This is a genomic window from Desulfobulbus elongatus DSM 2908 (assembly GCF_000621145.1).
Classification (GTDB): Bacteria; Desulfobacterota; Desulfobulbia; order Desulfobulbales; family Desulfobulbaceae; genus Desulfobulbus; species Desulfobulbus elongatus.
On the sequence record NZ_JHZB01000015.1, the window covers coordinates 60,576 to 73,030 of the forward strand.

General features: G+C 62.6%; 11 protein-coding genes and 1 riboswitch. All 11 genes read left to right on the forward strand.

Annotation, left to right across the window (positions count from 1 at the left end; genetic code table 11):
* Positions 1 to 19: 19 nt before the first annotated feature.
* The 11 genes from Q362_RS0108995 (at position 20) to Q362_RS19950 (ending at position 12,347) form a co-directional block, all read left to right on the forward strand.
* Positions 20 to 1,273, forward strand: coding sequence for an MFS transporter (locus Q362_RS0108995; RefSeq protein ID WP_028318411.1), 1,254 nt, complete (start codon positions 20 to 22; stop codon positions 1,271 to 1,273).
* Between the two features lie 117 nt (positions 1,274 to 1,390).
* A riboswitch (Fluoride riboswitch) is annotated at positions 1,391 to 1,456 on the forward strand.
* A gap of 222 nt (positions 1,457 to 1,678) precedes the next feature.
* The gene (gene crcB, locus Q362_RS0109000; protein ID WP_028318412.1) at positions 1,679 to 2,071 is read left to right on the forward strand and encodes a fluoride efflux transporter CrcB; all 393 of its coding nucleotides are present in this window, start codon (positions 1,679 to 1,681) and stop codon (positions 2,069 to 2,071) included.
* Positions 2,071 to 3,348, forward strand: a complete 1,278-nt coding sequence (locus Q362_RS0109005) for a DUF190 domain-containing protein (RefSeq protein WP_028318413.1) — start codon at positions 2,071 to 2,073, stop codon at positions 3,346 to 3,348. The genes crcB and Q362_RS0109005 overlap by 1 nt, the downstream gene beginning before the upstream one ends.
* A gap of 358 nt (positions 3,349 to 3,706) precedes the next feature.
* Complete coding sequence (gene fusA / locus Q362_RS0109010) at positions 3,707 to 5,791, forward strand: elongation factor G (RefSeq protein WP_028318414.1); 2,085 nt, start codon at positions 3,707 to 3,709, stop codon at positions 5,789 to 5,791.
* 56 nt (positions 5,792 to 5,847) lie between these two features.
* A complete protein-coding gene (locus tag Q362_RS0109015; RefSeq protein WP_028318415.1) occupies positions 5,848 to 6,543 on the forward strand; it encodes a hypothetical protein in 696 nt (231 codons plus the stop codon).
* 54 nt (positions 6,544 to 6,597) lie between these two features.
* Positions 6,598 to 7,368 carry a phosphoribosylformimino-5-aminoimidazole carboxamide ribotide isomerase gene (hisA, locus tag Q362_RS0109020; RefSeq protein WP_028318416.1) on the forward strand — a complete coding sequence of 257 codons (771 nt, stop codon included), beginning with the start codon at positions 6,598 to 6,600 and terminating at the stop codon, positions 7,366 to 7,368.
* Positions 7,346 to 7,531 (forward strand): hypothetical protein, encoded by a 186-nt coding sequence (locus Q362_RS19945; RefSeq protein WP_035216185.1) that lies wholly within the window; start codon positions 7,346 to 7,348, stop codon positions 7,529 to 7,531. The genes hisA and Q362_RS19945 overlap by 23 nt, the downstream gene beginning before the upstream one ends.
* A gap of 115 nt (positions 7,532 to 7,646) precedes the next feature.
* Positions 7,647 to 8,504, forward strand: a complete 858-nt coding sequence (locus Q362_RS0109030; RefSeq protein ID WP_028318417.1) for an HDOD domain-containing protein — start codon at positions 7,647 to 7,649, stop codon at positions 8,502 to 8,504.
* 35 nt (positions 8,505 to 8,539) lie between these two features.
* Positions 8,540 to 9,463, forward strand: a complete 924-nt coding sequence (locus Q362_RS0109035) for an MBL fold metallo-hydrolase (RefSeq protein ID WP_028318418.1) — start codon at positions 8,540 to 8,542, stop codon at positions 9,461 to 9,463.
* Positions 9,464 to 9,512: 49 nt separating this feature from the next.
* Positions 9,513 to 10,127, forward strand: coding sequence for a sulfurtransferase-like selenium metabolism protein YedF (yedF, locus tag Q362_RS0109040; RefSeq protein ID WP_028318419.1), 615 nt, complete (start codon positions 9,513 to 9,515; stop codon positions 10,125 to 10,127).
* A gap of 72 nt (positions 10,128 to 10,199) precedes the next feature.
* Positions 10,200 to 12,347: a carboxy terminal-processing peptidase gene (locus Q362_RS19950; protein WP_051553971.1), complete on the forward strand. Its 2,148-nt coding sequence runs from the start codon at positions 10,200 to 10,202 to the stop codon at positions 12,345 to 12,347.
* The last annotated feature ends 108 nt before the right edge of the window (positions 12,348 to 12,455 follow it).

Below are 12,455 nucleotides of genomic sequence, written 5' to 3' on the forward strand. Positions count from 1 at the left end.
ACTTGAGGGAGCGAAGACCATGCAGACCTCTGCCGATTCCCAGGCGGGAGCGAAGAAGGAAGAACCGAAATCCTGGCTCAACCGCACCGTGGTGGGCGCCGGCATCACCAGTGCGCTGGGCGATTTCTGCTATGAAACCACCACGGTCATCTTGCCGGGATTTCTGGCGGTGCTCGGCCTGCCGCCTGCCGTCCTGGGGACCATCGAGGGCCTTGCCGACGCGGTCGCCAGTTTCACCAAGATGCTCTCCGGCTTCATTGCCGACAAACTCGGCCATCGCAAACTGTTGGTCGTGGTCGGCTACAGCCTGACCCCCATCGGGCAGATCCTGATTGCCCTGGCCGCCGGTTGGCCCCTGGTCCTCTGGGGGCGGATCATCTCCTGGTTTGGCAAGGGACTGCGCGGCCCCCTCCGCGACGCCATCGTCATCCAAGCGGTGCGGCCGGCAACCCGGGGCCGGGCCTTTGGCTTCCATCGGGCCGCCGATACCGTCGGCGCCGTGCTCGGCCCCATGCTGGGCATTGCCCTGCTGGGGTGGGCGCAAGGCTGGCATGGACTCAATGCCGCCGTCCCCTTCCGGGTCGTGTTGTGGCTTTCCGTCATTCCCGGCGCCCTTGCGGTCGTCGCCTTTTTCGCCCTGGTGCGCGATCCCGAACACTCGCCCAACCCGGCCTTGCGGTTTTTTCATACCCTGCGGGGATTGCCGCGGCGGTTCAAAGGCTACCTGGCGGCGGTCGGCATCTTCGGTATCGGCGACTTTTCCCACAGTCTCCTGATCCTGGCCGCCACCCAGTTGCTGACTGCCTCCATGGGCGTGGTCCATGCGGCGCAGGTGGCTGGTCTCCTGTACGTCTGGCGCAACGTGGTCCAGGTGGTGGCGTCCTTTCCCATCGGCGTCCTGGCCGACCGTTTCGGCCATGTGCCGATACTGGTTGCCGGATACGTGCTCGGCGTGCTCGCCGCCCTGCTGACCGCCGGCGCTTTTCTTTTCACGGTCGACAGCGTCCCGTTCCTGGGGGGAATCTTCCTGGTCGCCGGCTTGTACACGGCGGTTCAGGAAGCCCTGGAATCGACCGTGACCGCCGAGATGGTGAGCCAGGATCTCCTGGCCACTGCGGTCGGTGCCTTGGGCACCGTCAACGGCACCGCCAAATTCGTGTCCAGCACCGCGGTCGGCGTACTGTGGACCGCGATATCGCCGGTGTGCAGCTTCGGTCTGGCCGCCGCCCTCATGGCGGCAGGTACGGTCATGCTGGCGCGAGCGAACCGGTAAAAGCAAGGCCTGGGCGCGGTCATCATCGACCGGATGCGAGGCGCAAAATGCAACAACCTGACCAAATACCCATTTTTCATTTGCCCCTGCCATGCATGTATGTTTATGATTCCGACATAGTATTGAGGCGATGGGGTTCGCCGAAAACGCTTTGCCCGCAAAGCTGATGACTCCTACTTCTTCGATCGAAGGGTAGGAGTTTTTTTATGCCGAAAGAAGGGGTAGGCAGGAACCGCGCATTGTCCGGTGATCACCGTCAAATAAACGGGCTGTGCCGCTTTCTGCACGGCGGGGTGCTGTCCGCACCGAACGAGAATGCAGATGTGCCGAAAGGATTGTACAAGGGTAATCTGGCAAGGGGCTTGAGGATCGCCCCGGAGAGCGATTGAGGGGAGCAGGTTTCCGATGATGGCGGGATACAAGTGGTTGTTGGTCATGGCGGGTGGCAGTCTGGGCGCGGCGAGCCGGTATGGAATAGGCCTCCTGACCGCCCGGCTGTGGGGCACCGGATTTCCATACGGCACCCTGGTGGTCAATCTGGCGGGCTGCTTCATCATCGGTCTGCTGTTCGCCCTGGCGGACCGTTCCCGGCTGCTCACCCCGGATATGAGGCTGCTGCTCATCACCGGCTATCTCGGTGCCCTCACCACCTTTTCCTCCTTTTCCATAGAAACGGTCAATGCCGGCCGGGCCGGTCTCGTGCTGCAATCGCTGACCAACATTCTGATCAATAACGTAGGCGGGCTGACGCTCACCTACCTGGGCCTGCGTTTAGGCAGTCTGCGCTGGGGGATGTGATGCTCAACTACAAAGCCATCGAGATTTTCACCAACGAGGACGCGCGGTACCAGGGCAAGCCGGTCGCCGATGCCGTCATCGACTCGCTCCGCAACCTGAAAATCGCCGCCCGCTGCATCGTCACCCGCGGGATCGCCGGCTGCTATGAAAACGGCGAGGTGGCCACCGGCCGGGTGGAGGTCCTTTCCTTCAACCTGCCGATCCGCATCTCCATTGTCCTGCCGGCCGCGGAGACCGAACGGGTGCTGGCCGAACTGGACCCGCTGGTCGGCGACGGCATCATCGCGCTCCACGATCTCACCGTGGTCAGCCACAAGGCGGCCAGCACCTTCTTCCCGCGGCAGCTGACCGTGCGGGACGTGATGACCGTAAACCCGGCACGAGTCACCGCCGAAAGTCTGGCGAGCGAAGCGGCCCGGCTGCTCCTCTCCTCGATTTTTACCGGGCTGCCGGTGGTGGACGCCCGGGATCGTCCTGTGGGCGTGGTCACGCAGGGCGATCTGATCGCGAAGGGCGGCTTGCCCTTGCGCCTGGGCCTGTTGGCCGAGTCGGAGCAGGACGAGAAAGAAGCCGTCATGGCGACGCTTGCCCGCAAACGGGTCCGGGAGATCATGACCGCGCCGGCAATGACCATCCCGGAAAATCGGCTGCTCACCGACGCCGTCGACGCGATGATGACGAAACAGCTGAAACGCCTGCCGGTGGTGGACAAAGAAGGCCGGCTGGTCGGCATCCTTTCCCGGCTGGACATCTTCAGGACGGTCATGCGCGAAGCCCCGGACTGGGACGCCTTCCGGGCGCAGAAGATCGAGGTGAACAACCTGCGGACCGTCAAGGACATTCTCCGGCGCGACACCCGGACCGTTTCTCCCGACACCACCATCGACCAGGTGATCCAGACCGTGGACGGCAACGATATGCAGTGCGTGGCGGTGGTCGACGACCGCGGCACCCTGATCGGCACGATCGCCGACAGCGACCTGCTCCACGCATTCAAGCCGGACCCGGAAGGGGTGCGGGCCCTGTTTGCGCGTCTCTCCCGACCGTCCGGCAAGGACCTGGCGTACCGGCTGGCCGGCACTACGGCCCGCGCGGTCATGCGCACCGACGTGTCCGCTGTGCGGGAGACCATGGCCATCGGGGAGGCGATCCGGCTGATGACCGAACAGCGGCTGAAGCGTCTGCCGGTGGTGGACGAGACCGGCCGCTTCCAGGGGATGATCAGCCGAGACTCACTGCTGCGGACCGGCTTCAGCCAACCCGGCCCCAGAACGTAACACTTTATATTTTTTATTATTTCATTGTATGCCCCCACCGGACCACCGGCCCCTGCCGAAAAACGCAAAAAATTCTTGACTCAAGAATATCGTGGCGTTATAAAAGTGAGCTTTACTAAAAAAGTACAGGTCGGCTTCTCGCCCGCCTCGGCGAAAAAGGCATGCGGCTGAGCGTTTTTTCGAGTGAGAAAAAACACTTCCCCTTTTTCTCTCCACCTTTGGCCAGCACCACAGCATTGCGCATGGAGTTGCAGAATCTGCTGTAACTCCTTTTTTTATTACAGGTTGAAAAAAACGCCCCCCACATCGCTACGCGGCACGGGGTAAGCGATCAGCAAGCGGCATTGAGGAACGCGTCATGAAAAAAGATTTGACCAACGTGCGGAATATCGGCATCAGCGCCCATATCGATTCGGGCAAGACCACGCTGACGGAGCGCATTCTGTTCTACACCCAGCGGATCCACGCCATCCACGAGGTCCGGGGCAAGGACGGCGTCGGCGCGACCATGGACTCCATGGAGCTGGAAAAGGAACGCGGCATCACCATCCAGTCGGCCGCCACCTACTGCACCTGGAAGGATTGCGATATCAACATCATCGACACCCCCGGCCACGTCGACTTCACCATCGAGGTCGAGCGCGCCCTGCGCGTGCTGGACGGCGCAGTGCTGATCCTCTGCTCGGTGGGCGGCGTCCAGTCGCAGTCGATCACGGTCAACCGGCAGATGACCCGCTACAAGGTGCCCCGCATCGCCTTCATCAACAAGTGCGACCGCACCGGCGCCAATCCCTTTCGGGTCACCCAGCAGCTGCGCGACAAGCTCGATCTCAACGCGGTCATGCTCCAGCTCCCCATCGGCCTGGAGAGCGACCTCGCCGGCATGATCGACCTGGTCAGCATGAAGGCCATCTACTTCGACGGCGACCAGGGCGACCAGATCCGCCATGCCGAGATTCCGGCGGAACTCAAGGATGAAGCCGATGCCAAGCGGGAAGAGCTGCTCGATGCGGTGTCGATGTTTTCCGACGAGCTGATGGAAGCCATGCTGGAAGAGGGCGAAATCCCGGAGGCCATGATCCACGACGCCATCCGCAAGGGCACGCTGAGCCTGGAACTGACCCCGGTGATGATCGGCTCCGCCTACAAGAACAAGGGCGTGCAGCTGCTGCTCGACGCGGTCACCGCCTATCTGCCGTGCCCCACCGACGTCGAGAACACCGCCCTGGACCTCGACCGGAACGAGAGCGAGGTGGTGGTCAGCAACAACCCGGCCGACCCGCTGGTGGCCCTGGCCTTCAAGCTGGAGGACGGCCGCTACGGACAGTTGACCTATATCCGCACCTACCAGGGCGTGATCCAGAAGGGCGACACCATCATCAACAGCCGCACCGGCAAGAAGGCCAAGGTGGGCCGACTGGTGCGGATGCACGCCAATGAGATGGAGGAGATCGAGGGCACCGGGTCCGGCGACATCGTGGCCCTGTTCGGCATCGACTGCGCCTCGGGCGACACCTTCTGCAGCCCGGGCCTTAACTGGTCGATGAGTTCGATGCACGTGCCGGCGCCGGTCATTTCCCTGGCGATCAGGCCGGTGGACAACAAGGCCCAGATCAACATGTCCAAGGCCCTGAACCGGTTCACCAAGGAAGACCCCACTTTCAAGACCTACGTCGACCACGAAACCAACGAGACCATCATCTCCGGTATGGGCGAGCTGCATCTCGAGGTGTACATCGAGCGGATGAAGCGCGAGTACAAAGCCGAGGTCGAGGTGGGCGCGCCGCAGGTGGCCTACCGCGAGACCGTCACCCAGCGGGCCGAGTTCGACTACACCCACAAGAAGCAGACCGGCGGTTCCGGCCAGTACGGCCGGGTGGCCGGCTTCATCGAGCCGCTGGCGGAAGGCGAATACGAATTCGTCGACCAGATCGTCGGCGGCGTGATTCCGCGCGAATACATCCCCTCCTGCGACAAGGGCTTCCAAAAATCCCTGGAGAAGGGTACGCTGACCGGAGCGCCGATCACCGGCGTCCGGGTGACCATCAACGACGGTTCCTTCCATGCGGTCGACTCCTCGGACATCGCTTTCCAGGTGGCCGCCATCAACGCCTTCAAGCAGGGATACGCCAAGGCCGCGCCGGTGATCATGGAGCCAATCATGAAGGTGGCGGTGGAAGGCCCCTCCGAGTTCCAGGGGGCGGTCATGGGCAGCCTCAACCAGCGCCGCGGCGTGATCATCGGCACCTTCGAGGAGGGCAACTACACCGTGGTCGAGGCGGAAATGCCGCTGGCCGAGATGTTCGGCTACTCCACCACCCTGCGCTCCCTCACCCAGGGCAAGGCGGAATTCACCATGGAATTCGCCACCTACAAGCAGGTGCCCAAGGGAGTGGCCGATGAACTGATCAAGGCCTTCGCGGCGCAGAAAAAAGACGCGTGAGCAGCGCCGGCGGTTGCCGCCAAGCACAGAACAGCATGAACCGAATGAGGTGAGTTATGGGATATGAACCGCTGATCCAACAGAATCCGCTGCGGGTGCTCGACATGAGCCGGGAGAACAACCAAATGGGCCTGGTCATGGCCCGGGCAGGCCTCGGCAAGACTGCGCTCCTGGTGCAGATCGCCCTGGACGCCATCCTTCGGGGTAGGCGCGTCATCCATGTCAGCATCGGCGAATCGATCGACAAGACGAAGAAATGGTACGACGACATCCTCGCGTCCATTCTCCAGGAGCACAGTGTCACCCGGCCGCATGAACTGATCGACATGGTCGCCCGTCACCGGATGATCATGACTTTCAAGGTGGCCGCCTTCACCCGGTCCCGTCTGGAGGAGCGTTTGAACGACTTGGTGCTCCAGGATATTTTCCGGCCGAACTGCCTGATCGTCGACGGCTTCGACTTCGAGAAAGCGGACCGCGAGGCCCTGGAAGACATCAAGAACCTGATGGAAAACATGGGCATGCAGGCTTGGTTCTCGGCCATCTGCCACCGCAGCGATCCCCGGATCTCGCCCGCAGGCGTGCCCGCACCCTGCCACGAACTCGACGATCTGTTCGACATGATCATCCTGCTCAAGCCCGAGCACGACGCCACCATCCAACTCGACATCATCCGCAACTACGGTGAGCAGGTCACGGACGGCAAGGGCCTGCGCCTCGACCCCACCACGATGATGGTCAAGGAAATGTAACCACCCGCACGGGGCTGCCACGCGGCGGCCCCTTTCTTTTTTGTCCACGTCCGCATGCGCTTCCGTCCCTGCATTGATCTCCATCACGGCACGGTCAAACAGATCGTCGGTTCCACCCTGGCCGACGATCCCGCCGCCCTGCGGACCAATTTCGCCTCCGACCTGCCGCCCTCCCACTATGCCGCCCTCTACCGCCGGGACAACCTCGCCGGCGGCCATGTCATCATGCTCGGGCCCGGCAACGAGGAGGCCGCCCGCGACGCCCTGGCCGCCTGGCCGGGCGGCATGCAGGTGGGCGGCGGCATCACCGCGGCCAACGCGGTCCACTGGCTGGAACAGGGCGCCTCGCACCTCATCGTCACCTCCCATGTCTTCCACGATGGCTTCCTCGACCGGGAACGGCTCGTCCGCCTCGGTCGGCTGGTCGGGAGAAAGCGGCTGGTGCTCGATCTGAGCTGCCGCTGGCGGCAGGACGGCTATTACGTGGTCACCGACCGCTGGCAGAACTTCACCGCCCTGCGGATCAGCCCGGAAGCGCTCGAGGATTTGGCCGCATTCTGCGACGAGTTCCTGGTCCACGCAGTCGATGTCGAAGGCAAATGCATGGGGATCGACACCCGCCTGCTCGACCTGCTGGCCGTCTCGGTGCCGGTGCCCACGACCTACGCCGGCGGAGTCGCCTCCCTGGCCGACCTGGAACAGATCCGCATCTGCGGCCGCGGCCGCATCGACGTCACCGTGGGCTCGGCCCTCGATCTCTTCGGCGGATCGGGGCTGCGCTACCAGGACGTGGTGGCCTACCATGACCGGATCAACGCCGCCTGAAGCGGGCCGGCCCGAACTGGCCGAGCTGAAGCTGCTCCTTCCCGCCGATCTCCATCGCGCCTTCCAGCGCTGCCTGTGGATCCGGGTCAACGAGACCGGCCGGACGCCGCTCCAGGTCATGGAAGAGGTCATCCTCGATTTTCTCAGAAAACACGGATGTTAATCAACCCGGCAAAAACCGCACCGTCTGCTTGACCTGCCCATCGCCTTCATTTATTATAGCCCGATTCCAACACCCCGGTGTTCCGAGCCCTCTGCCCCCTTTGCGTGTCGTCCCGATGAGTGAACGGAAGACAAAACTGGACAAGATTCGCGCCTTTGTCGACAAAATGCCGAGCCTGTCCACCACGGTCAGCAAGGTTCTCGAAATCTGTAGCCGCACCGACACCTCCCCCAACGATCTCAACAAGGTCATTTCGCTGGATCCGGTGCTGACCGGCCAGGTCCTCAAGCTGATCAATTCGGCCTATTATTCACTGGTCAACAAGGTCACCTCGCTGACCCGGGCCATCATCATGCTGGGGCTGAACACGGTGAAGAACCTGGCCCTGTCGACCGCGATCATCCGTTGCGTCGGCCAGGTCAAGAAATCCAAGGCCCTGCCGATCAAGGACTTCTGGGCACACTCCATCGGCGTCGGCGTCATGGCCAAGCTGCTCGCCGCCGAACGCGGCCTGCCGCTGATCGAACGGGAAGAGTACTTTGTCGCCGGCCTGCTCCACGATCTCGGCAAGATCCCCTTCGGCGACGAATACGCCGAGGTGCTGGTCTTGGCGAAAAAAGCGCAGGAGCCCCTGGTGCGTCTGGAGAAGCGGCATCTGGAGATCAACCACGAGGAAGTCGGCAAGATGATCGCCTCCACGTGGAAACTCAACGCCGTGATCACCGACGCCATCTGCCACCACCACGCGCCGGAAGAGGCCGCCCCGGAGCACCGGGCCCTGGTGGCCACGGTGGCCCTGGCCGATTTTTACATCTGCCTGTTCGACATCGGCTATGCCGGCAACCGCTATCCCGACGAGGCGCAGCTGGAAACGCTGCTGACCCTGTGCGGCCTGGAGTGGTCGGCCGTGGCAGGCCTGTCCTCGGCGGTGGATGCGGAAATCAAGAAGGCGGAAATTTTTCTCCAGGTCTGACGACCTTGGAGCGACGCAGCGACGAGGGAGGGGGCATGATCACGGTCAAATTCTGGGGGGTGCGCGGCTCGATCCCCTGTCCGGGCCCGCACACCATGAAATACGGCGGCAACACCGCCTGCATCGAACTCCGTTTCCCGGAAGTGAACCGGCATATCATCATCGACGCCGGCTCCGGCATCCGCGAACTGGCCAACTTCATGCTGGCCAACGACCTGCCCAAGGGGCCGATTGCCACCGAGATCTATCTCACGCACACCCATTGGGACCACATCATGGGCTTTCCCTTTTTCGTGCCCGTCTACATTCCCGGCACCCGCATCAAGGTCTTCGGGCCGGTGACCTATGAGGACGAACCCCTGGAAGCGGTGGTCGGCGGGCAGATGAAATACCGCTATTTCCCGGTCAACATGGGCGAACTGGCCAGCAGCATCGAATACCTGCGGTTGAAGGAGGAACCCCTGCTCGACCTCGGCGACGGCATCACCCTGTCGACCGCGATCATCAACCACCCCATCACCGCGCTGGGCTACCGCTTCAGCTTCCGCGACGCCGTCTTCTGCACCGCCTACGACACCGAACCGTTCCGCAACCTCTTTGTCACCGATCCCGATCATCCCGACTACGACGAAGTGATGGCGCTGGAGGGCGAAGAGGCGGCCCGGGAACAGAATCAGGTGCTGGAGAATTTCTTCAGGGGTGCCGACCTGCTGGTGCATGACGCCCAGTATACCCGGCAGGAGTATGAGAAAGGCAAGGTCGGCTGGGGCCACAGCCCGATCGAGGATGCCATCGACGCCGCCACGCGGGCGGGGGTGAAACAACTGGCCCTGTTCCATCACGACCCGGAGCGCAGCGACGACCAGCTCGACCAGATGGCGCACACCTACTGCGCCGCCGGGCATGCTGGCTCCATGCGGGTTTTTTTCGCCCGCGAAGGGCAGGAAATCGTTTTGTAATTGCTTGGCCCGCCGGCATGGCCGGGCGGGCCGGAAAAAGGAGTCCGTCATGTCCCAGATCACGCTCGATTGCATCGGCCTTGCCTGCCCCCAGCCGGTCCTGCGCGTCAAGGACGCCCTGGAGCAGGGGGCGCGTCGGCTCGAGGTCCTGGTCGACAACGAGGCCTCGAAAAACAACGTCCTCCGTTTCGCCCGGAGCCAGGGGCACGCCGCCGACAGCGTCGACCGGCCCGACGGCTGTTTCGCCATCGCCATCACGGCCGCCGCCGAGCCGGGGACGCAGGCCGTCGACCCGGCCGCCTACCGCTGCGACCTGCCGACGTCGCCCCGGCTGGTCTACGTCATCTCCTCCGACTCCATGGGCCGGGGCAGCGAGGAATTGGGCTGGGCCCTGCTCCAAACGTACATCCAGACCATCAAGGAGATCAGGCCGCTGCCGGCCACGATCCTCTTCTACAACAGCGGCGTCAAGCTGGTGGCCACCGAGTCCGGGGCCCTCGACGCCCTCAGACAGTTGCAGGCTCTGGGGGTGGACATCCTCGCATGCGGCACCTGCCTGGATTTCTTCCAGCTGAAATCAGCCATCCAGGTCGGCCAGATCTCCAACATGTACGATATCATGAACGCCATGGCCAGCGCCGACAAGCTTGTCAGCCCGTTCTGACCGGCCAGCCCTTTTACTCCTTGACCACCTGATGGCCTCCCTCCACCTTCCGGATTTGACCTGTCGACCGTTATGACACTGCCCACCCGACTTTACGCCCAGCGATCATGGCTCTTCGCAGCCGCCTCCTTCCTGTTGCTCCTGTCCCTGACCACCCAATGTCAGGCCAAAAAGGCCGCCATCGAGGAGTTCAACGCCGACCGCAACCAGTTGATCGCCCTGATGCTCAGCCAGCAGCTTCCGGCCCAGCATTTCAGCCACCATCCCCTGGACGACGACCTCTCCCGCCGGGCCTTCGACCTCTACCTCCGTCAGCTCGATCCGAGGAAGCGGTTCTTGCTCCAGTCCGACGCCAAACAGCTCCGGGCCTTTGCCGATCATATCGACGACGAACTGAGCAGAGGCAAGATCGTGCTGGTCGATGCCGGCATGACCCTGCTCAACGACCGGATCAGCCAAGTGGAAAAGATGATCGATCCGATCCTGAACCAGGGATTCGACGTCGACTTGAAGGAAACGCTCGAGATCGAGCCCAAGAAGCTGGAGTTTGCCGAAAGCCTGGAAAAGCTGAAGGATCGCTGGCGGGTCGCCCTGAAAATGCAGGTTCTGGAAGCCTATTTCGATCTCCTGGAGGCCAAGGGCAAGCAGCAGCCCGACATCCTGAAAAACATTCACCCGAAACAGCATCCGGCGGAGATGAAGGAGTCGATCAAGAAGGTGCGCGAATCCACCCACCGGGCACTGAACCGGCTGGCGCACCAATCCCGCCAGGATCATTACGACCGCTATTTCGATGCCGTGGCGCGGGCCTTCGACCCCCACTCCGACTACATGGCCCCCACTTCCAAGGAGGATTTCGATATCCAGATGAGCGGCTCCCTCGAAGGGATCGGCGCCCTGCTGCGCGAAGACGAAGGGCTGATCAAGGTGGTGCGGATCATTCCCGGCAGCGCGGCCGAGAAGCAGGGCCAGCTCCAGGCCGAGGACACCATCCTGGCCGTGGCCGAAAAAAACGGCGAACCGGTGGACATCGCCGAGATGCGGATCCGTGAGGCGGTCAGCCTCATCCGGGGTCCCAAGGGCACCGAGGTCCGGCTGACCGTGCAGAAGCCCGACGGCACCAAGCGGGTCATCCCCATCATCCGCGACGTGGTCCGGATCGAGGAGACCTATGTCAAGTCCACGGTGGTCAAAAACGGCAAAACCGCCATCGGTTACCTGCGCATTCCCAGTTTTTACCGGGACTTCACGGCCCAGAGCAATGGCGAGGAGACCCGCAACGTCAGTGACGACACCCTGGCCGAACTGGTCAAGCTGAAGCGGCAGAAAATCAACGGCCTGGTCCTCGACCTGCGCAACAACGGCGGCGGCGCCCTCGCCGACGCCGTGCAGATCTCGGGACTGTTCCTGCCCGGCGGTCCGGTCGTCCAGGTCAAGGATTCGCAGGGCTCCATCCGGGTCCTCGAGGACGAGGACCGCGACGTGGTCTACGGCGGTCCGCTGATCATCCTGGTCAACCAGTTCAGCGCCTCGGCCTCGGAAATCGTCGCCGCGGCGCTCCAGGATTACGGCCGGGCCTTCATCATCGGCAGCGAGCATACCCACGGCAAGGGCACGGTGCAGGCCATGATGGACATGAACAAGAATCTGCCGCTCCTCCATTTGCAGAATTACGACGATCTGGGAGCGCTGAAGCTCACCATCCAGAAATTCTACCGGGTCAACGGCGGTTCCACCCAGTACAAGGGGGTCGAACCCGACCTGACCGTGCCCTCGATGTTCGACTACCTGGAAACCGGTGAGAAATACATGGATTATTCGCTCCCTTGGGATCAGGTGGCTCAGGTCGACTATGCCCCGTGGCGCGGAGACCGGCTGCCGCGCGACCAGATGTGGATGGCCGGCAAGCAATGGATCGAGGACAGCTCCGCTTTCAGGAAGATCAAGGAGGAGACCCAGAAAGCCAAGGTCCGGGCCAAGCAGACCACCGTCACCGTCGCCCTCGACGCCATGTGGCAGGAGCGGGAAGAGGTCAAGGCCACCCGCAAGGAGGCCAAGGCCGCCGGCCTGATGCAGGAGGACGGCGAGGACGATGACACCCAGGCCCCGCCCGAGCAGAAACTCGACAAGCTGGTGGCCACCGATCCCTATATCCAGGTGGCGATGTTTCTGCTGAAAGAAGGTCGCTCCGGCGGCGGAACGGTCGGAACCGTCCGCTAACTTTTATCTTGAAACAAATCGGTAATCATGCTAGAGCATGCTGTGCATGAATCGTCATTCATTTTTCATGGGCGAGAGATGATTGATATACTGACAGAATTGCACCGG

Coding starts and splice junctions, on each gene's coding strand:
- Q362_RS0108995 (WP_028318411.1), top strand. CDS start 20: ATGCAGACCTCTGCCGATTCCCAGGCGGGAGCGAAGAAGGAAGAACCG.
- crcB (WP_028318412.1), top strand. CDS start 1,679: ATGATGGCGGGATACAAGTGGTTGTTGGTCATGGCGGGTGGCAGTCTG.
- Q362_RS0109005 (WP_028318413.1), top strand. CDS start 2,071: ATGCTCAACTACAAAGCCATCGAGATTTTCACCAACGAGGACGCGCGG.
- fusA (WP_028318414.1), top strand. CDS start 3,707: ATGAAAAAAGATTTGACCAACGTGCGGAATATCGGCATCAGCGCCCAT.
- Q362_RS0109015 (WP_028318415.1), top strand. CDS start 5,848: ATGGGATATGAACCGCTGATCCAACAGAATCCGCTGCGGGTGCTCGAC.
- hisA (WP_028318416.1), top strand. CDS start 6,598: ATGCGCTTCCGTCCCTGCATTGATCTCCATCACGGCACGGTCAAACAG.
- Q362_RS19945 (WP_035216185.1), top strand. CDS start 7,346: ATGACCGGATCAACGCCGCCTGAAGCGGGCCGGCCCGAACTGGCCGAG.
- Q362_RS0109030 (WP_028318417.1), top strand. CDS start 7,647: ATGAGTGAACGGAAGACAAAACTGGACAAGATTCGCGCCTTTGTCGAC.
- Q362_RS0109035 (WP_028318418.1), top strand. CDS start 8,540: ATGATCACGGTCAAATTCTGGGGGGTGCGCGGCTCGATCCCCTGTCCG.
- yedF (WP_028318419.1), top strand. CDS start 9,513: ATGTCCCAGATCACGCTCGATTGCATCGGCCTTGCCTGCCCCCAGCCG.
- Q362_RS19950 (WP_051553971.1), top strand. CDS start 10,200: ATGACACTGCCCACCCGACTTTACGCCCAGCGATCATGGCTCTTCGCA.